Source organism: Thioalkalivibrio sp. ALE17, from assembly GCF_000425605.1.
Taxonomy (GTDB): Bacteria; Pseudomonadota; Gammaproteobacteria; order Ectothiorhodospirales; family Ectothiorhodospiraceae; genus Thioalkalivibrio.
The window spans coordinates 145,537-162,748 of record NZ_AUDT01000003.1 but is presented as its reverse complement, the minus strand read 5'-3'; the positions used below and the strand labels follow the sequence as shown (position 1 = coordinate 162,748).

The 17,212-nt window shown below is 70.5% G+C and carries 15 protein-coding genes; all 15 read right to left on the bottom strand.

What is annotated here, in order from left to right; translation table 11 throughout:
• Nucleotides 1–62: 62 nt before the first annotated feature.
• Nucleotides 63–1,220: a cell division protein FtsZ gene (gene ftsZ / locus H609_RS0103980; RefSeq protein ID WP_017942791.1), complete on the bottom strand. Its 1,158-nt coding sequence runs from the start codon at nucleotides 1,218–1,220 to the stop codon at nucleotides 63–65.
• Between the two features lie 97 nt (nucleotides 1,221–1,317).
• Entirely contained in the window at nucleotides 1,318–2,553 is a 1,236-nt protein-coding gene (gene ftsA / locus H609_RS0103975) for a cell division protein FtsA (protein ID WP_018865657.1), read from the bottom strand.
• Nucleotides 2,554–2,576: 23 nt separating this feature from the next.
• Nucleotides 2,577–3,299 (bottom strand): cell division protein FtsQ/DivIB, encoded by a 723-nt coding sequence (locus H609_RS0103970; protein ID WP_028484370.1) that lies wholly within the window; start codon nucleotides 3,297–3,299, stop codon nucleotides 2,577–2,579.
• Nucleotides 3,300–3,364: 65 nt separating this feature from the next.
• Nucleotides 3,365–4,303: a D-alanine--D-alanine ligase gene (locus H609_RS0103965; protein ID WP_018865655.1), complete on the bottom strand. Its 939-nt coding sequence runs from the start codon at nucleotides 4,301–4,303 to the stop codon at nucleotides 3,365–3,367.
• On the bottom strand, nucleotides 4,300–5,262 hold the full coding sequence (gene murB, locus H609_RS0103960) for a UDP-N-acetylmuramate dehydrogenase (RefSeq protein ID WP_028484369.1): 963 nt from the start codon (nucleotides 5,260–5,262) through the stop codon (nucleotides 4,300–4,302). The genes H609_RS0103965 and murB overlap by 4 nt, the downstream gene beginning before the upstream one ends.
• Nucleotides 5,259–6,689, bottom strand: coding sequence for a UDP-N-acetylmuramate--L-alanine ligase (gene murC / locus H609_RS0103955; protein ID WP_018876475.1), 1,431 nt, complete (start codon nucleotides 6,687–6,689; stop codon nucleotides 5,259–5,261). Before murC ends, murB begins: the two co-directional genes overlap by 4 nt.
• Nucleotides 6,686–7,780 carry an undecaprenyldiphospho-muramoylpentapeptide beta-N-acetylglucosaminyltransferase gene (murG, locus tag H609_RS0103950; protein ID WP_028484368.1) on the bottom strand — a complete coding sequence of 365 codons (1,095 nt, stop codon included), beginning with the start codon at nucleotides 7,778–7,780 and terminating at the stop codon, nucleotides 6,686–6,688. Before murG ends, murC begins: the two co-directional genes overlap by 4 nt.
• Nucleotides 7,777–8,982 carry a putative lipid II flippase FtsW gene (gene ftsW, locus H609_RS0103945; RefSeq protein WP_028484367.1) on the bottom strand — a complete coding sequence of 402 codons (1,206 nt, stop codon included), beginning with the start codon at nucleotides 8,980–8,982 and terminating at the stop codon, nucleotides 7,777–7,779. The genes murG and ftsW overlap by 4 nt, the downstream gene beginning before the upstream one ends.
• Nucleotides 8,979–10,322 carry a UDP-N-acetylmuramoyl-L-alanine--D-glutamate ligase gene (murD, locus tag H609_RS0103940; protein ID WP_028484366.1) on the bottom strand — a complete coding sequence of 448 codons (1,344 nt, stop codon included), beginning with the start codon at nucleotides 10,320–10,322 and terminating at the stop codon, nucleotides 8,979–8,981. Before murD ends, ftsW begins: the two co-directional genes overlap by 4 nt.
• 4 nt (nucleotides 10,323–10,326) lie before the next feature.
• Nucleotides 10,327–11,409 carry a phospho-N-acetylmuramoyl-pentapeptide-transferase gene (mraY, locus tag H609_RS0103935; protein WP_018881643.1) on the bottom strand — a complete coding sequence of 361 codons (1,083 nt, stop codon included), beginning with the start codon at nucleotides 11,407–11,409 and terminating at the stop codon, nucleotides 10,327–10,329.
• Nucleotides 11,390–12,760, bottom strand: coding sequence for a UDP-N-acetylmuramoyl-tripeptide--D-alanyl-D-alanine ligase (gene murF, locus H609_RS0103930; RefSeq protein WP_018865648.1), 1,371 nt, complete (start codon nucleotides 12,758–12,760; stop codon nucleotides 11,390–11,392). The genes mraY and murF overlap by 20 nt, the downstream gene beginning before the upstream one ends.
• Nucleotides 12,757–14,298, bottom strand: coding sequence for a UDP-N-acetylmuramoyl-L-alanyl-D-glutamate--2,6-diaminopimelate ligase (locus H609_RS0103925; RefSeq protein WP_028484365.1), 1,542 nt, complete (start codon nucleotides 14,296–14,298; stop codon nucleotides 12,757–12,759). The genes murF and H609_RS0103925 overlap by 4 nt, the downstream gene beginning before the upstream one ends.
• A complete protein-coding gene (locus tag H609_RS0103920; protein WP_028484364.1) occupies nucleotides 14,295–16,010 on the bottom strand; it encodes a penicillin-binding protein 2 in 1,716 nt (571 codons plus the stop codon). The genes H609_RS0103925 and H609_RS0103920 overlap by 4 nt, the downstream gene beginning before the upstream one ends.
• On the bottom strand, nucleotides 15,998–16,282 hold the full coding sequence (ftsL, locus tag H609_RS0103915; RefSeq protein WP_018881645.1) for a cell division protein FtsL: 285 nt from the start codon (nucleotides 16,280–16,282) through the stop codon (nucleotides 15,998–16,000). The genes H609_RS0103920 and ftsL overlap by 13 nt, the downstream gene beginning before the upstream one ends.
• Nucleotides 16,282–17,208, bottom strand: coding sequence for a 16S rRNA (cytosine(1402)-N(4))-methyltransferase RsmH (gene rsmH, locus H609_RS0103910; protein WP_028484363.1), 927 nt, complete (start codon nucleotides 17,206–17,208; stop codon nucleotides 16,282–16,284). The genes ftsL and rsmH overlap by 1 nt, the downstream gene beginning before the upstream one ends.
• Between the last annotated feature and the right edge of the window lie 4 nt (nucleotides 17,209–17,212).

Here is a 17,212-nt window from a genome sequence, read left to right as displayed (position 1 = left end):
CATGCACACAACGATTGCCGCATTATTGCAGGATTCCGCTCGTCCTGCATGTGCCGGCGCTCTCAGTCCGCCTGTTTGCGCAGAAAGGCCGGAATATCCAGCACATCAATGCCTTGCTGCTGGTTGTAGTCCACCGCCAGATTGTCGCCACCGCGGCGCTTGACGGTCGGCTGGTCGAGGTCGACTTCGACGTCGGAACCGACGGCCTTCTTCGGCTGGGCATCGACCACCCGCACCTGCGGACGTTCGGACTGCGAGGCCGGGGCCCCCAGGCCGGTGGCCACCAGGGTGACACGCAGCTCGTCGGTCATCTCGGGGTCGATCACCGTCCCGACGACGACGTTGGCGTCTTCCGAGGCCAGGGCCTTCACCGCCTCCCCGACTTCCTCGAACTCGCCGATACCGACATCCATGCCGCCGGTCACGTTCACCAGGATGCCGCGCGCGCCGGAGATATCGATGTCCTCCAGCAACGGGCTGGCGATCGCGGCTTCGGCCGCCTCGCGGGCACGGTCCTCGCCGGAACCGGAGCCGGTCCCCATCATCGCCATACCCATCTCGCGCATCACGTTGCGCACGTCGGCGAAGTCGACGTTGATCAGGCCCGGGCGGGTGATCAGCTCGGCAATGCCCTGGACCGCGCCGAACAGCACGTCATTGGCGGCCTTGAAGGCGTCCAGCAGCGTGGTGTTCTTGCCCAGCACCGTCAGCAGCTTCTCGTTGGGGATGGTGATCAGCGAGTCGACCTGCTCGGTCAGGGCCTTGATCCCGGACATGGCCACCTGCATGCGGCGCTTGCCCTCGAACGGGAACGGCTTGGTGACCACCGCCACGGTCAGGATGTTCATCTCCTTGGCGATCTGCGCCACCACCGGCGCGGCCCCGGTACCCGTACCACCGCCCATGCCGGCGGTAATGAAGACCATGTCCGCGCCTTGCAGCAGGTCCTGGATGCGCTCGCGATCCTCCAGCGCGGCCTCGCGGCCCACGGAGGGATCCGCCCCGGCCCCCAGGCCCTTGGTGATGTCGCCACCCAGTTGCAGCAGCGTCTTGGAATCCAGGCTTTTCAGGGCCTGGGCATCGGTATTGGCGCAGATGAAGTCCACGCCCTCCAGTTGCGAGTTGACCATGTGCTGCACGGCGTTGCCGCCGCCGCCCCCGACGCCGACGACCTTGATCGTCGCGTTCTGGCTATAGGTATCCATCAGTTCGAACGTCATGATTGCGTCCTCTCGTTGCGTGTGTACAGGTACTTCTGTTGGCCTGCGTCATGGCCGGAGAGCGGTCCGACCCCCAAAGATTCCGGTGTCCCGATCATCAGAACTGCCCGGAAAACCAGCGCTTCATGCGCGCCCATACGCCCTGGAACCCGCTGCTCACGGGCCGGGCCTCCTGCTCCGCACGCGACTCGCGGGCGTAGAGCAGCAGCCCCACTCCCGTCGCGTGGATCGGATTCTTCACCACATCCAGGAGCCCGGTGACGCGTTGCGGCACCCCCAGGCGTACGGGCATGTGGAAGACCTCTTCGGCGAGGTCCACCACACCTTCCATTCGAGACGATCCGCCGGTCAGTACGACCCCGGCGGCGATCATTTCCTCGGTGCCGCTGCGGCGCAGCTCCGCCTGCACCAGCTGCAGCAGTTCCTCGTAGCGCGGCTCGACCACGGAGGCGAGCGTCTGGCGCGACAGCCGGCGCGCGGCCCGATCGCCCACCCCGGGCACCTCGATGCTCTCGCCCGGGTCGGCCAGCGAGCGCAGCGCGCAGGCGTACTTGATCTTGAGTTCGTCGGCGTACTGGGTCGGCGTACGCAGGGCGACCGCGATGTCGTTGGTCACCTGATCCCCGGCAATCGGGATCACCGCGGTGTGCATGATCGCGCCGTGGGCGAACACCGCGATGTCGGTGGTCCCGCCGCCAATGTCCACCAGGCAGACACCCAGGTCCTTCTCGTCCTCGCTGAGCACCGAATAGCTGGAGGCGAGCTGTTCCAGGATGATGTCGTCCACCCGCAGCCCGCAGCGCTCCACGCACTTGACGATGTTCTGCGCCGCGGACACCGCGCCGGTGACCAGGTGCACCTTGGCCTCCAGCCGCACCCCGGACATCCCGATCGGCTCGCGGATGCCCTCCTGCTCGTCGATGATGTATTCCTGCGGCAGCACGTGGAGGATGCGCTGGTCGGCCGGGATCGCGATCGCGCGCGCGGCGTCGATCACCCGGTCGACGTCGCCCGCGACCACCTCGCCGTCCTTGATCGCCACCACGCCGGTGGAGTTGTAGCTCTTGATGTGAGAGCCGGCGATCCCGGTGTAGACCGAGTGGATCTCGCAGCCGGCCATCAGCTCGGCCTCCTCGACCGCGCGCTGGATCGACTGGACGGTGGACTCGATGTTCACCACCACACCCTTCTTCAGCCCGCGCGAAGGGGAGGAGCCGATCCCGATGATCTCGATCTCGCCTTCCTCGGTCAGCTCCCCGACCACCGCCTCGATCTTCGAGGTCCCGACGTCCAGGCCGACGATCAGACCGGGTTCCGACTTCTTTGCCATCATCTTTCTGCGTCCTGTCGTTCGTGTCATCGGGCGTCTCCCGCACCGTCATCCGCCGCATCCGCCCAGGCCACCGCGAGCCCGTGCGGATAGCGCAGGTCGATCCGTTCCACCGGGGCATCGCGATAATCGCGAATGGCCGGCACCGCGCGGACCAGCTGACCCAGGCGGCTCAGATCGGCATCCCGCCCCATCAGCACGCGCACGCCGTCCGCCAGGTGGATACTCCAGTCATGGCGGGCCCCTTCCTGCAGCCCGGTGACCTCCAGCCCGGCATCGGCCAGGCGCGCGGAGACCTCCAGGTAGCGATGCATCAGCACCACCTGCCGCCCATCCGTCCCCGCCAGGGCCGGCAGCCCCTCCCAGTCATCCAGCGCCACCGGCCCGAAAAGCCGGCCGTGGCGGTCGACCAGGTGGTCGTCGCCCCATTGCGCCACCGGCACCGGCTCGCGGATCTCGACCACCAGCGTGTCCGGCCACTGGCGGCGCAGGCGCACCGTGTCCACCCAGGGCTGGGCCTCCAGCGCCGTGCGCAGGCGCTCCAGCTCGACCCCGACAAAGCCCGATGCATGGGCGCGGGCCAGCTCCTGCACGGCCGCGACATCCGCGTGCTGCGGGTTGCCGGTCACCTCGATGCGCTCGATCGGCAGCCAGGCATCCGGGTCGAACTGCAGCCAGGCCAGCGTGCCCAGCACCAGCACCCCGGCCAGGCCCATGCCCGCCATCAGGCGCAGCCCCGGCCCGGCCAGCCGGCGCAGGGGCGACGGCCTTTGGGATTGCGGCCGGCGCGCGGGTCGCGTTGTGCGGCGTGCGTTCAACGCAGCCCTCCACACTCGAAACTGGAGTCGAGGATGCGCAGGCACAGCTCGTCGAAGTCGATCCCGGCCTGCGCGGCCGCCTTGGGCACCAGCGAGTGGTCGGTCATGCCCGGGATCGTGTTCACCTCGATCAGGAAGTTCTCGCCGTGCTCGTCCTGCAGGATGTCCACCCGGCCCCAGCCGCAGCCCTCCAGCGTCGCGAAGGCCGCGATCGCCAGGGACTGCAGCTCCAGAAGCGCGCTCGAATCCAGCGGGGGCGGGCAGACGTAGCCGGTATCATCGGCCTCGTACTTGGCGTGGTAGTCGTAGAACCCACCCGGGGTACGGATCTCCACCACGGGCAGCGGCTCGTTGCCAAGGATCGCGACGGTGTACTCGCGCCCGCGGATCCACTGCTCGGCGAACACCTGGCCCGGCTGCAGCCGGGCCGCCTCGAACGCCGCCGGCAGATCCGCGACGCGATCGACCCGCGTGATGCCGAGGCTGGAGCCCCCGCGGGCCGGCTTCACGATCAGCGGCAGGCCCAGGGCCTCGGCGACCGCCTCCGGATCGAAACCGGGTGTCAGCAGGCGGTAGGGCGCGCTGGGCAGATTGCTGCCCGCCCAAAGCCGCTTGCAGGCCAGCTTGTCCATGCCCAGCGCGGAGCCGAGCACGCCGGTCCCGGTGTATGGCACACCCGCCATGTCGAGGCAGCCCTGCAACGTGCCGTCCTCGCCACATTCGCCGTGGAGCACGATGAACACCCGGTCGAAGCCCTCCAGCGCCAGGCAGCGGGCACTCTCGCGGGTCAGGTCCAGCGGGTGGGCATCCACGCCCTGACGCTGCAGGGCCGCCAGCACGGCCTGGCCACTCTGGAGCGAGATGTCGCGCTCGCCGGACCAGCCACCCATCAGGACCGCGACCCGGCCGTAGTCTTGTGCGCTTCGCTTGCTCATGCCGTTCCCTCGCTTGTCTCGTCCGCACCCGCGGCGCGTCCCAGCACCCGGACCTCCGGCTCCAGGTGCACCCCGAAGCGCCGCTCCACCGCGTCCTGGGCGTGGCGCAACAGCCATTCGATATCGGCGGCGCGGGCCGTCCCGTCGTGGGTGATGAAATTGGCGTGCTTGGGCGAGATCTCCGCCGCGCCGCGGCGCAGGCCCTTCAACCCGGCCGCCTCCACCAGACGCGCCGCGTGATCCCCCTTCGGATTACGGAAGACCGAACCGCAGGACGGCAGGCCCAGCGGCTGCTTCGCCGAGCGCTCGCGCAGCAGTTCGCGGATCCGTCGGGTTCCGGCTTCGGGGTCGCCCGGGGCCAGCCGCAGCACGCAGCCGGTGAACCATTCGTCTTCCGGGCCTCGGACACTGCGGTAGCCGATGGAGTAACCCGCCGGCGTGCGGGTATGCAGTTCACCGCGCACATCCACCGTGGCCACCGATTCCACCAGCGGCCAGATCTCGCCGCCCCAGGCCCCCGCATTCATGTACAGCGCGCCCCCCACCGTGCCCGGGATGCCGGCCAGGAACTCGGCCCCGACCAGCCCCTCGCGGGCCCCGAAGCGCGCGGCCTGGGCACAGGCCAGCCCGGCGCCCAGCAGGAGACGATCACCGTCCAGACGCCGGCGCTCGTTGAGGACACCCGACAGGTGCACCACCAGCCCCTCGACACCCCCGTCGCGGATCAGCACGTTGCTGCCAAGCCCGAGGAAGGTCACCGGCATCTGCGGGGCGTGGGTCGCGTGGTCGCGCAACGCGGCCACCAGGTCGTCGAGGTCGACCGGCTGGAACAGCCAGTCGGCCGGCCCGCCGACCCGCCACGACGTGAGCCCGGCCAGCGGCACCCGGGCCTGCAGCCGCCCGCGCGGCTCCCCGGCGAACGGCGTCGCCATCGGCTCGATCTCGCGCGCCGCCATCATGTGCCCCCCTCGCCGGACGCGCTCAGCTGTTCGGGGAGCAGACCGGCCAGGCGGCCAATGTCGCCGGCGCCCTGGGCAATGACCACGTCATCCGCGCGCAGCATGCGCCCGAGGACATCGACGACGTCGTCGGCCCGCTCGACAAACACCGGTTCGACCTGACCGCGCAAGCGGATGGCCCGCGCCAGGCTGCGGCCGTCGGCACTGGGGATCGGCTCCTCGCCGGCGGCATACACCTCCAGCAGGATCAGCACATCGGTCTCCGACAGCGCCTCGACAAAGTCCTCGAACAGGTCACGCGTGCGGGTATAGCGATGCGGCTGGAAGATCGTGATGCGCCGCCGATCCGGCCAGGCATCGCGCGCGGCGGCCTGAGTCGCGGCGATCTCCCGCGGGTGATGGCCGTAGTCGTCGACCAGGGTCACCGGGCCGCTGGGGGCCTGCCAGGACTGGACCTGGAAGCGCCGGCCGATGCCCTGGAAACGCTCCAGCGCGGCCTGGATCGCGGTCGGCGCCACCTCCAGCTCGTGCGCGACCGCCGCCGCGGCCAGGGCGTTCAGCACGTTGTGGCGGCCGGGCAGGTTGAGGGTCACGGGGAATGCGGCCTGCCCCGGCAGGGCCAGATCGAAGTACATGCGCACGCCTTCCTGGCGCACATTCAGGGCGCGCACGTCGGCCGGCTGCTCGATGCCGTAGGTCAGGCGCGGGCGCTCCAGTTCCGGATACAGGTCGCGCACCTGCGGGTCGTCCGCGCACAGCACGGCGATGCCGTAGAACGGCAGGTGATGCAGGAACTCGAGGAAGGTGGCGCGCAGCTTGCCGAAGTCGTTGCCATAGGTCCCCAGGTGATCGGCATCGATGTTGGTCACGATGCTGATCATTGGCTGCAGATGGAGGAACGAGGCATCGCTCTCGTCGGCCTCGGCCACGAGGTAGTCACCGGCCCCGAGGTTGGAGTGACTGGCCGTGCTGTTCAGGCGCCCGCCGATCACAAAGGTCGGATCCATGCCCGCCTCCGCCAGGACACTGGCGACCAGGCTGGTGGTGGTCGTCTTGCCGTGGGTGCCGGCCACCGCGATGCCGTAGCGAAAACGCATCAGTTCGGCGAGCATTTCGGCGCGGCGCACAATCGGGATACCCCGACGACGGGCCTCCTGGACCTCTGGGTTGGACGGGTTGATCGCGCTGGAAACCACCAGCACGTCCGCGTCCGCCACATTCGCCTCGGTATGGGCCGCCACCACCGGGATGTCCATCGCCTTCAGGCGCTCGACCATCGCCGACTGCCCCAGGTCGGACCCGGAGACCCGGTAACCCAGCTGGTGCAGGACCTCGGCGATCCCGCTCATGCCGGAACCCCCGATCCCGACGCAGTGGATACGGCGAATGCGGCGCATTGCGTGACGCGGCAGGCGCGTGGCGTTCATGACGATCCCTCCGGGCGGGCACCCGCCATCTCCATGCAGGCGTCGGCCAGGCGCTGCACCGTGTCCGGGCAGGCCTGCTCGCGCGCCAGGACCGCGCGGGCCCGCAGGGCCTCGCGATCCAGCGGCCCGACCCGGTCAAAGATGGCTTGGGCCGTCAGTTCGGCATCCGCGATCATCCAGGCCGCGCCCGCGCGCACCAGGGCCTCGGCGTTCGCGGTCTGGTGGTCATCCACCGCATGTGGATAGGGGACGAAGATCGCCGGCACCCCGGCGGCGGCCACCTCGGCCACGGTCAGGGCCCCGGCGCGACAGATCACCAGGTCCGCCCAGGCGTAAGCGGCGGCCATGTCCTCGATAAAGGCGGAGATCTCGGCCGCCAGCCCGGCTTCGGCGTAGGCGGACCGGGCCTCCTCCAGGGTGCGTTCGCCGGCCTGGTGGCGGATGTTCAGGGGCTGTTGCGCCGCCACCATCGCCAGGCCCGCGGGCAGGGTCCGATTAAGAGAGCGCGCGCCCAGGCTGCCCCCCAGGACCAGGATGTTCAGCGGGCCTTCGCGCTCGTCGAAGCGGACCTCCGGGACGGGCAGGCCGGCGATCTGCGCGCGCACCGGGTTGCCCACGACCGTGACCGCCACCCGTTCGGGAAAACTGTGCTCGAAGCCGGAGTACACCCGGTCGGCGACCTTCGCCAGCCAGCGGTTGGTCAGGCCGGCCACCGCGTTCTGTTCGTGGATCGCCAGGGGGCGCCCCAGCGCGGCCGCCATCAGGCCGCCGGGCCCGGCCGCGAAGCCGCCGAAACCGATCACCGCGTCCGGGCGCAGGCGCGTCATCAGGCCCAGCGCCGCCCACAGCGACAGACCCAGCCGCCACGGCGCCAGCGCCAGTCCGATCACGCCCTTGCCGCGAATCCCGGCGATGGGGAGGGTTGTCAGTTCGATGCCGGACTCCGGTACCAGGCGCGCCTCCACGCCGCGGGTGGTACCCAGCCAGCGCACCTCGGCACCACGGGCACGCAGCTCCTCGGCCACCGCCAGCCCGGGGAACACATGCCCTCCGGTGCCGCCAGCCATGATCAGGATGCGCGGGGCCCTCATGCCGCACCTCCGCGCCGGCGACGGGAGGGCTGCGCCGCCCGGGGAGCGGGCACCTGGGCCTCGCGGTAGACGCGCATCACCAGGCCGATGGCCGCCAGCGAGACAATCAGCGAACTGCCGCCGTAACTGAGAAACGGCAGGGTCAGCCCCTTGGTCGGGAGCAGCCCCATGTTCACGGCGAGGTTCAGGAAGGCCTGCAGGCCCATCCAGATCGCCACGCCGAACGCCAGATGGGAGGCGAAGGCGTGCCCGGCGCGCTCGGCATACAGGCCGATACGGATGCAGCGCCAGACCAGCACCCCGAACAGCGCGATCAGGGCGATAACGCCGACGAAGCCGAACTCCTCGGCAAAGACCGCAAACAGGAAATCGTTGTGCGCCTCCGGCAGGTAGAACAGCTTCTGCACGCTGTTGCCCAGCCCGGCCCCGAACCAGCCACCGGAGCCGATCGCGATCAGCGACTGCGTCAGCTGGAAGCCGGTGGCGAACGGGTCTTGCCAGGGGTCGAGGAAGGCCGTCAGGCGCGCCACGCGGTAGGGTGCCGCGACCGCCACCACCGCCATGCCGACGCCGATCGTGACCCCCAGCGCGGCGAACTGCCACAGCTTGGCACCGGCGAGGAACAGCATGCCCATGCCGATCGCCAGCATGATCGCCGCCCCCCCGAAGTCGGGCTGCAGCAGCATCAGGATGGTGCCCACCCCGAGCACGATCAGCGGACGGATGAAGCCGAGGAAATGCAGACGCAGCGTCGAGTAGTGGCGCACGATGTAGCCGGCGAGGTACATCACCACCAGCAATTTCACCAGCTCCGCCACCTGCAGGTTGAACATGCCCAGCGGGATCCAGCGGGTCGCCCCGTTCACCGTGCGGCCCACCCCGGGGATCAGCACGGCGATCAGCAGCACCATCACCAGGATCAGCAACCAAGGCCCCGCGCGCTCCCAGCGCGCCAGCGGAACCGACCACAGGAAGGTCGCCACCGCCAGACCGATAGCGGCGAAGATCACCTGGCGCTGGAAGAAGTGCCAGGTATTGCCGAAATAGCGCTCGCCCAACCCCATGGAGGCCGAGGCGACCATCACCAGCCCGATCCCCAGCAGGGTCGCCGCGACCGCCAGCAGAGGCAGGTCCACGTGATCGCGCAGGCCGGCCACCAGGCCGCGATCCGGCAGTCCGAGGCGGCTACTCGAGACACTCATGCCGCGAGCCCCCGCACCGCGCGGGCGAAGTCGTCGCCGCGCGCCTGGTAATTCTCGTACATATCCAGGCTGGCACAGCCCGGCGACAGCAGCACGGTATCCCCGGGCTCCGCCCAGGCGGCGGCCTGGGCGACCGCGGCGGCCATGTCGTCGACCCGCTGCACCGGCACCACTGATGCCAGGGCGCGGGCGATGGCCGGCGCGTCTTCGCCCAGCAGGACCACCCCGCGGACCTTGCCCGGGATGTAATCCGCCAGCGGGGCGAAGTCCTGGCCCTTGCCCTGCCCCCCGGCAATCAGCACCAGCGGCCCCGGCGTGCCACGCAGCGCGGCCAGGGTGGCACCCACGTTGGTACCCTTGGAGTCGTTGATGTATGCGACCCCGTCGACCTCGGCAATCCACTGCGAGCGGTGCGGCAGCCCGGGGAACTCGGCCAGGGCCGCCAGTGCGCGGGCCCGGGGCGCGCCTGGCTCCAGCCACGGCCAGGCCAGCGCCAGCGCGGCCAGGGCGTTGGCCCAGTTGTGCTGCCCCCGCAGGCGCAGGCGACCCGTGGCGAGAAGGCCCTCGTCGCCACGCACCAGCTCGGGGCCCTCCTCGGGGGCCGGACGCACGCCGAAGTCGACCGCGCGCGGCGGGGCGTCAAGACCGAAGGAGATCACCTGCAGGTCCTGCGGCAGCGCAATCTCGCGCAGCCAGGTGTCCTCGCGATTCAGCACGCCGCGCTGGGCGCGATCCAGGATCCGGGCCTTGGCGCGTACATAGGCGTCCAGATCGGCGTAGCGGTCCAGGTGATCGGGGGAGATATTCAGGATGGCGGCGGCGGCCGGCGCCAATGTGTGGCTGCGCTCCAGCTGGAAGCTGGACAGCTCCAGCACGTACAGATCGGGCGCCGATTCCAGCAGGTCCAGCGCCGGGGTCCCGAAGTTGCCGCCGACCGCGACACGGTAGCCAGCGGCCAGGAGCAGCTCGCCCACCAGGGCGGTCACGGTGCTCTTGCCGTTGGAGCCGGTGATCGCGATCACCGGGGCGGTCGCCTGCTCGGCGAACAGATCGATGTCCCCGATCAGGCGGGCGCCGGCCGCCTGCGCCTGCTGCAGGACGGGGTGTTCCAGGGCGACACCGGGCGAGACCACGATTCGGGAGACCCCCGTGGCATCCAGATCGTCCAGCGGCCCCACCCAGGCGGCGTTCACCCAGTCCGCGCCCGTAGCCAGCGCGGCGGGGGCCGCCCGGGTATCGGTGAGCGCAAACGACTGGCCCTGCGCGCGCAGGAAGCGGGCCACCGACAGTCCGGTCGCCCCCAGGCCCACGATCAGGTTGTCGCCGCTGGCTCGCATCATGGGATCAGCGCACCTTCAGGGTCGCGAGACCGATCAGCACGAACACCACGGTCAGGATCCAGAAACGCACGATCACGCGCGGCTCCGGCCAGCCCTTGAGTTCGAAGTGGTGATGCAGCGGCGCCATGCGGAAGATGCGCCGCCCGGTGAGCTTGAACGAGGCGACCTGCAGCATCACCGACAGCGTCTCCAGCACGAAGATGCCGCCCATGATCAGCAGGACGATCTCCTGCCGGGTCAGGATCGCCAGCATGCCCAGGGCCGCGCCCAGCGCGAGGGCCCCGACATCGCCCATGAATACCTGGGCCGGGTACGTATTGAACCACAGGAACCCGAGCCCGGCGCCGACCAGCGCGGCGGTGAAGATCACGACCTCGCCCACCCCGGGCACCGCCGGGATGCCGAGATAGTCGGCGAACACCGCATGACCCGCCGCGTAGGCAAACACGCCCAGGGCCCCGGCCACCAGCACCGCAGGCATGATCGCCAGGCCGTCCAGCCCGTCGGTGAGGTTCACCGCGTTCGAGGAACCGACCACGACCAGCCAGACCAGCGGGATGAACAACCAGCCCAGGCTGAACTGGATGTCCTTGAACACCGGCAGGTAGAACGTGGTCTCCACCGGGCCCTGCGCGGTGTACATGATCACGCCGGCCGCGATCAGGGCGAACAGGGTCTGCCACAGGATCTTGGCGCGCGCCGACAGCCCCTTGCTGTTGCCATAGCGCAGCTTCAGGTAGTCATCCCAGCCGCCGACCGCACCGAACGCGAGGGTCGTCAGCAGCACGAGCCAGACGAAGCGGTTGGTCAGGTCGCTCCAGAGCAGGGTGGCGATGGCCACCGCGACCAGAATCAGCGCGCCGCCCATGGTCGGGGTGCCGGCCTTGGTCAGGTGCGACTCGGGGCCGTCGTCACGGATCTGCTGGCCGACCTTGCCGACAGTGAGGCGGCGAATCATCGCCGGGCCGATCAGCAGCGCGATCGCCAGCGCCGTGACCACCCCGAGGATGGCGCGAACGGTCAGGTACTGAAAGACCGTGAACGCGGAATAGAACTGGCTCAGGTACTCAGTCAGCGCGTAGAGCATCCGCCACCTCCGGCGCTGCCGAGGCCAGATCCAGCCCCTCGATGATCCGTTCCATGTGCTGGCTGCGCGAGCCCTTCACCAGCACCGTCGTACCCTCGGCCAGGAGCGCCTCCAGGCGCGCCTGCAATGCGCCGTGATCGGCAAACCATTCGCCACCGTCACCGAACGCCTCGGCACTGTCGCGCGCGGCGTCGCCCAGGGCGAGGCAGTGGTCGATGCCCATGGCCCGGGCCAGCCGGCCCGTTTCGCGATGCAGTTCGCGGGTCTCCGAGCCCAGCTCGCCCATCGCGCCCAGCACCAGGATGCGCCGGCCGGGCATGGCCGCCAGCACCTCCAGCCCGGCCCGCAGCGAGTCCGGATTGGCGTTGTAGCTGTCGTCCCACAGGCGTGCGCCAGTGACATGCCACAGTTCCTGCAGGCGCCCGCGGACGGGCTTCCAGCGCGCCAGGCCCTCGACGATGCGGTCGATCCCGATGCCCACCGCGTTGGCCGCGGCGGCCGCGGCGACGGCGTTCGCCGCGAGATGGCGCCCGGGGCCGGCCAGGCGCAGGTCGCGCCCGGCGCCGAGGATCGCCAGCCGCAGCCGGTCCGGGGCCTGCCACATCCCCTCGACCTCGCCGCCGCCCTCCAGCGAGAAGCGCTGGCAGTGGTGGTGCTCGTTCAGGGACAGCCAGTAGTCGGCAAACGGGTCGTCCAGATTGATCACGGCGGTACCGCCCTGGGCGGGCAGCCCGGAGTAGATCTCGGCCTTGGCATGCGCCACGCCCTCGAGGCTCCCGAAGCCCTCCAGATGTGCGCGCCCGGCATTGGTGATCATGGCCACCTGCGGCTCGACCCAGCGCACCATACGGCCGATCTCGCCGGCGTGATTGGCGCCCAGCTCGATCACCGCGTAGTCCACGTCCTGCGGCATGGCCAGCAGCGTCAGTGGCGCGCCGATCTCGTTGTTCAGATTGCCCGCGGTGGCATGCACGGAGCCTGCGCCCTCGAGGATGCAGCGCAGCATCTCCTTGGTGGTGGTCTTGCCGTTCGAACCGGTCAGGGCGATCACCCGCGCCCGGCTCTGGCGGCGCCAGTGGCGGCCGAGTCGCCCCAGGGCCTCCCGCGTATCGGAGACAATGACCTGCGGCTGCGGGACATCCAGGGCGCGCTCCACCAGCAGCACCGGCGCCGGCAGATCGGCGGCCACCTGCGTGTGGGCATCGAAGTTGGGCCCCTTCAGCGCGATAAACAGCGCCCCGGGGCGGGGCTCGCGGGTGTCCGTGAACACGCCCTCGAAGGCCACGTCGCCCGCCCCCTGCAGGCGCCCCTTCACGGCCTCGGCCAGTTCCTGGCTGGTCATGCGAATCATTCTCCCTCCTCCCCGGTCGCGCGCTGCGGGTCGCGCGTGTCCTGCAGATGCCGGCGCCCCACGGTTCGCACCTGCTCGCGGTCGCTGAACGGATACCGCTGCCCGCGAATCTCCTGAGTGGTCTCGTGGCCCTTGCCGGCCACCAGCACCACATCGCCCGCGCCGGCCTCCGCCAGGGCACTGGCGATCGCGGTGGCGCGGTCACCAATCTCGTGGCATTCGGCGGCCGCGGCACAGCCGGCAAGAATCTCGGCTCGGATCTCGGCCGGGTCCTCGCCGCGCGGGTTGTCGTCGGTCACGAAGACCACGTCCGCACGCTCGCAGGCCACCCGTCCCATCGCCGGACGCTTGCCGCGGTCGCGCTCGCCACCGCACCCGAAGACCACGCTCAGGCGTCCCTCGGTGTGAGGCCGCAGGGCGCGCAAGGCGGCGTCCAGCGCCTCGGCGGTGTGGGCATAGTCGACCACCGCCAGGGCCCCGTTGGGCAGCGGGAAGCGCTCCATGCGCCCGGGCACGCCGGGCAGCCGCGCGAGGGCGGCGATGGCCTGTTCACGCTCCAGGCCCAGCGCCTGCAGCGTGGCAAGGGTCGCGAGCAGGTTGCCCACCTGGAACAGGCCGAACAGCGTGGACTGGACCGTGCGGGTCTGGCCCTCGGTCTCGAGCGTGAAGCACAGCCCGTCCGGCGTCGCCGCCACGTCGCGGGCGCGCAGGTCGGCCGGCGCCCCGGTCGTGCTGTAGGTCAGGGCGCGAACACCCGGCGGCAGTCCCCCGGCGATCCGGCGCCCGAAGGCGTCGTCGACATTCAGCACCGCCGTCTGCAGGCCGGGCCAGGCGAACAGGCGGGCCTTGGCCTCGGCATAGGCGTCCTGACTGCCGTGGAAATCGAGGTGGTCGGAACTCAGGCAGGTCAGCACGCCGACCGTGATCGGGGCCCCGGCAAGGCGCCCCTGCGCCAGACCGTGCGAGGAGGCCTCCAGCGCCACGGCCTGGCAACCGGACCCCGCCAGATCCGCCAGATGACGATGCAGATCGAGCAACCCGGGCGTGGTGTGCCCGGTCGCCTCCAGCTGCCCGGGACGCCCGACGCCGAGGGTGCCGATCAGGCCGGTGGGCCGGCCCAGGGCCTCCAGGGCCAGCGCGATCAGGTGGGTCACCGTGGTCTTGCCATCGGTGCCGGTCACCGCCACCAGGGGGGCCGCCTCCGGCCACGCCCCGAACAAAGCGCGCGCCATCTGCGGCAGCCGGTCGCGCAGGCCCGGCACATGGATCAGCGGGACCTCCACGGCGGATTCCGGGGGCTCGCCCTCGTCCCAGAGGATGACCCGGGCGCCACGGCCAGCCGCATCGGCGGCGTGCGCCAGACCGTGCCCGTGGGTGCCGGCCAGGGCCACAAAGACCGCGCCGGGGCCGACCTTGCGGCTGTCCTGGACCAGGTCGGCGACCGGCAGGGCCGCCTGGTCGGGGCGCAGGGACCCGGCGGGCAGCAGATCGCCCAGCACGGGTGCAGCCTCGCCTCGGGTATCGCGGGCGGCCATCATGTGGCCCCCTCGTGTTCCGCCGCCACCCGCATCGGGATTTCCGGTATCGCGTCCGGACGCACATTAAACATGCGCAGGGCCGAGCCCACCACCTGCCGGAACACGGGGGCCGCGACGGCGCCGCCGTAGTAGACCCCGGCATCGGGTTCGTCGATCACCACGGCCATCACGAAGCGCGGATCAGAGGCCGGGGCCAGGCCGACAAAGCTGGAGAAATAGCGGTCCTCGGTATAGCCACCCGGCCCGCTCTTGCGGCTGGTGCCGGTCTTGCCGGCCACCCGGTAGCCATCGATCGCCGCCTGGCGGGCCGTGCCCTCGGTGCCGATCACGTGTTCCATCATCGCCAGTACCTGGCGCGCGGTGCGCGGGGACATCACCCGCGCCGGTTCGCGCAGATCGTCGGCGGTGCGCACCAGCCGGACCGGCACGCGCTCGCCGTCGTTGGCGAAGGCGGTGTAGGCGGCCGCCATCTGCAGCGGCGACAGCGACAGGCCGTAGCCATAGCCGAGCGTGGCCTGCTCGACCTCGCGCCAGGTGGTGAAGTCCCGCAGGCGCCCGCGGGCCTCGCCGGGGAAATGGGTGCCCGGCGCCTGCCCGAACCCGGCCTGGTGGAGGGTCTGCCAGAAGCGATCCGCCGGGGTTTCCAGCGCCAGCTGCGTGGCCCCGACGTTGCTGGAACGGGCAATCAGGGTGGTCAGGTCGATGGTCCCGTAATCGCGCAGGTCACGAACGGTCAGGCGCCCGACACGCATGGTACCGGGGCCTGTCTCCAGCGTGGCGTTGGCATCCACCACCCCGGCATCCAGGGCCGCCGCGACGGTGAAGGGCTTCATCACCGAGCCCGGCTCCATGGTATCGGTGATGGCGCGGTTGCGAGCGCGGTCGGAACGGATGGCACCACGGTTATTCGGATTGAAGCCGGGCTGGTTGACCAGCGCGAGCACCTCGCCGCTGCGGGCGTCCAGCATCACCGCGGAGCCGCCCCGCGCGTTGTGTTCGGCGACCGCGGCCTTCAGCTCGCGGTAGGCCAGGTACTGCAGGCGCTGATCCAGGGTCAGCGCCAGCGTATTGCCGTCCCGCGCGGGGCGAATGCTGGCGACGTCGCGGATGGTGCGGCCGTGGCGATCGCGCAGCACGCGCTTGGCTCCCGGCTGGCCCGAGAGCCACTGATCGAAGGCCAGCTCGACCCCCTCCTGGCCCTGATCGTCGATGTTGGTGTAGCCGAGTACGTGCGACGTCGCCTCGCCGTGCGGATAGTAGCGACGGAACTCGCGGGTCAGCCCCACCCCCTGCATGCGCAGCGCGGCCACGCGTTCGGCCTGTTCCGGCAGCATGTGGCGGCGCAGATAGACGAACTCGCGCGAGGACCGGCTCTCGATCCGCTCCGCCAGCCACGCAGGCTCCACCTCCAGCGCCGCCGCCAGATCCGACCAGCGATCGCGCTGTTCCATCAGGTCCTGCGGATTGGCCCAGGCGGTCTGCACCGGGGCCGAGATCGCCAGCGGTTCGCCATGGCGGTCGGTGATCATGCCGCGATGGGCGGACTCGGTCAGGGTGCGCACCTGGCGCTGTTCGCCCTGCGAGGTCAGGAAGTCGCGCTCCAGCACCTGCAGGTCGACGGCGCGCAACAGCAGCGCGATGCCCGCCAGCGCGAACACGCCGATCACGACCTTCAGGCGACCGCCGCTGATCTGCCGCTTCAGCGCGCCCACGCATCACCCCCGATCACCACGATGCGGTCGGAATCCGGCTGGATCATGTCCAGCTGCCGGCGCGCCTGTTCCTCGACCCGGCCCTGGGTCGCCCAGGTCGACTGCTCGATCTGCAACTGCGTCCATTCCAGATTCAGGACATCGCGCTGGGCGAGCGCCTGCTGCTGGTCGACGAAGGCCTGGCGGGCCTCGTGCTTCGCCGCGACGACCCCGATCGCCGAGGCAAACACGCCGGTCGCCAGCGCCACTGCCAGAAGTCCGCGCGCGACCATCAGAGTCGCTCCCCGACACGCAGCACGGCCGAGCGCGAGCGCGGATTAATGCGCTGTTCCTCGCGATCGGCGTGGACCGGCTTGCCGACCGGCCGCAGCTTGCGCTCCGGCTCCTCCGGCATCACCGGCAGGCCCTTCGGCAGCCGCACGTCGGACATCGGCTTGCGCAGGGCCTGCTTCACCATGCGGTCTTCCAGCGAATGAAAGCTGATGACCACCAGCCGCGCGCCGGGCGGCAGGACGTCGGGGATCGTGGCCAGCCACTGCTCCAGCTCGGCCAGCTCCCGGTTCACAAAGATGCGCAGGGCCTGGAAGGTGCGGGTCGCTGGGTGCTTGCCCGGCTCGCGCTTCGGCACGGCCCGGCGCACGATCTCGGCCAGCGCGGCGGTACGGGTAATCGGCGCCTCGGCGCGCGCGGCCACGATGGCGCGGGCGATGCGCCGCGAGTGGCGCTCCTCGCCATAGTGGTAGATCACATCGGCGATCTCTCCCTCGTCGGCGCGCGCCAGCCAGTCCGCGGCGCTCTCGCCGCTGGCGGGGTCCATGCGCATATCCAGCGGACCATCATGCTGAAAGCTGAAGCCGCGCTCGGGCGTATCGAGCTGCGGCGAGGACACGCCCAGATCCAGAAACACCCCGTCCGGGCCGCGCTCGGGGAAGCGCCGGCGCAACGTGTCCGCCATGGTCGAGAACGGCCCGGCCTCGAAGGCGAAGCGGGGGTCGTCGGCCAGCGCCTCGGCGGACGCCGCGGCTTCCGGATCGCGGTCCATGGCCAGCAGCCGGCCCTCCGGCCCCAGCCGCTCCAGGATGGCCCGGCTATGGCCACCGCGGCCGAAGGTGCCATCGACATAGAAGCCGTCAGCTCGCACGGCCAGGCCCTCCAGCACCGCGTCGCGCAGCACCGGAATATGGGAGACGGATTCCATGCCC

What these genes read in the sequence shown, in the direction of transcription:
- ftsZ (WP_017942791.1), bottom strand. Translation starts at nt 1,220, where the DNA reads ATGACGTTCGAACTGATGGATACCTATAGCCAGAACGCGACGATCAAG.
- ftsA (WP_018865657.1), bottom strand. Translation starts at nt 2,553, where the DNA reads ATGATGGCAAAGAAGTCGGAACCCGGTCTGATCGTCGGCCTGGACGTC.
- H609_RS0103965 (WP_018865655.1), bottom strand. Translation starts at nt 4,303, where the DNA reads ATGAGCAAGCGAAGCGCACAAGACTACGGCCGGGTCGCGGTCCTGATG.
- murB (WP_028484369.1), bottom strand. Translation starts at nt 5,262, where the DNA reads ATGATGGCGGCGCGCGAGATCGAGCCGATGGCGACGCCGTTCGCCGGG.
- murC (WP_018876475.1), bottom strand. Translation starts at nt 6,689, where the DNA reads ATGAACGCCACGCGCCTGCCGCGTCACGCAATGCGCCGCATTCGCCGT.
- murG (WP_028484368.1), bottom strand. Translation starts at nt 7,780, where the DNA reads ATGAGGGCCCCGCGCATCCTGATCATGGCTGGCGGCACCGGAGGGCAT.
- ftsW (WP_028484367.1), bottom strand. Translation starts at nt 8,982, where the DNA reads ATGAGTGTCTCGAGTAGCCGCCTCGGACTGCCGGATCGCGGCCTGGTG.
- murD (WP_028484366.1), bottom strand. Translation starts at nt 10,322, where the DNA reads ATGATGCGAGCCAGCGGCGACAACCTGATCGTGGGCCTGGGGGCGACC.
- mraY (WP_018881643.1), bottom strand. Translation starts at nt 11,409, where the DNA reads ATGCTCTACGCGCTGACTGAGTACCTGAGCCAGTTCTATTCCGCGTTC.
- murF (WP_018865648.1), bottom strand. Translation starts at nt 12,760, where the DNA reads ATGATTCGCATGACCAGCCAGGAACTGGCCGAGGCCGTGAAGGGGCGC.
- H609_RS0103925 (WP_028484365.1), bottom strand. Translation starts at nt 14,298, where the DNA reads ATGATGGCCGCCCGCGATACCCGAGGCGAGGCTGCACCCGTGCTGGGC.
- ftsL (WP_018881645.1), bottom strand. Translation starts at nt 16,282, where the DNA reads ATGGTCGCGCGCGGACTTCTGGCAGTGGCGCTGGCGACCGGCGTGTTT.
- rsmH (WP_028484363.1), bottom strand. Translation starts at nt 17,208, where the DNA reads ATGGAATCCGTCTCCCATATTCCGGTGCTGCGCGACGCGGTGCTGGAG.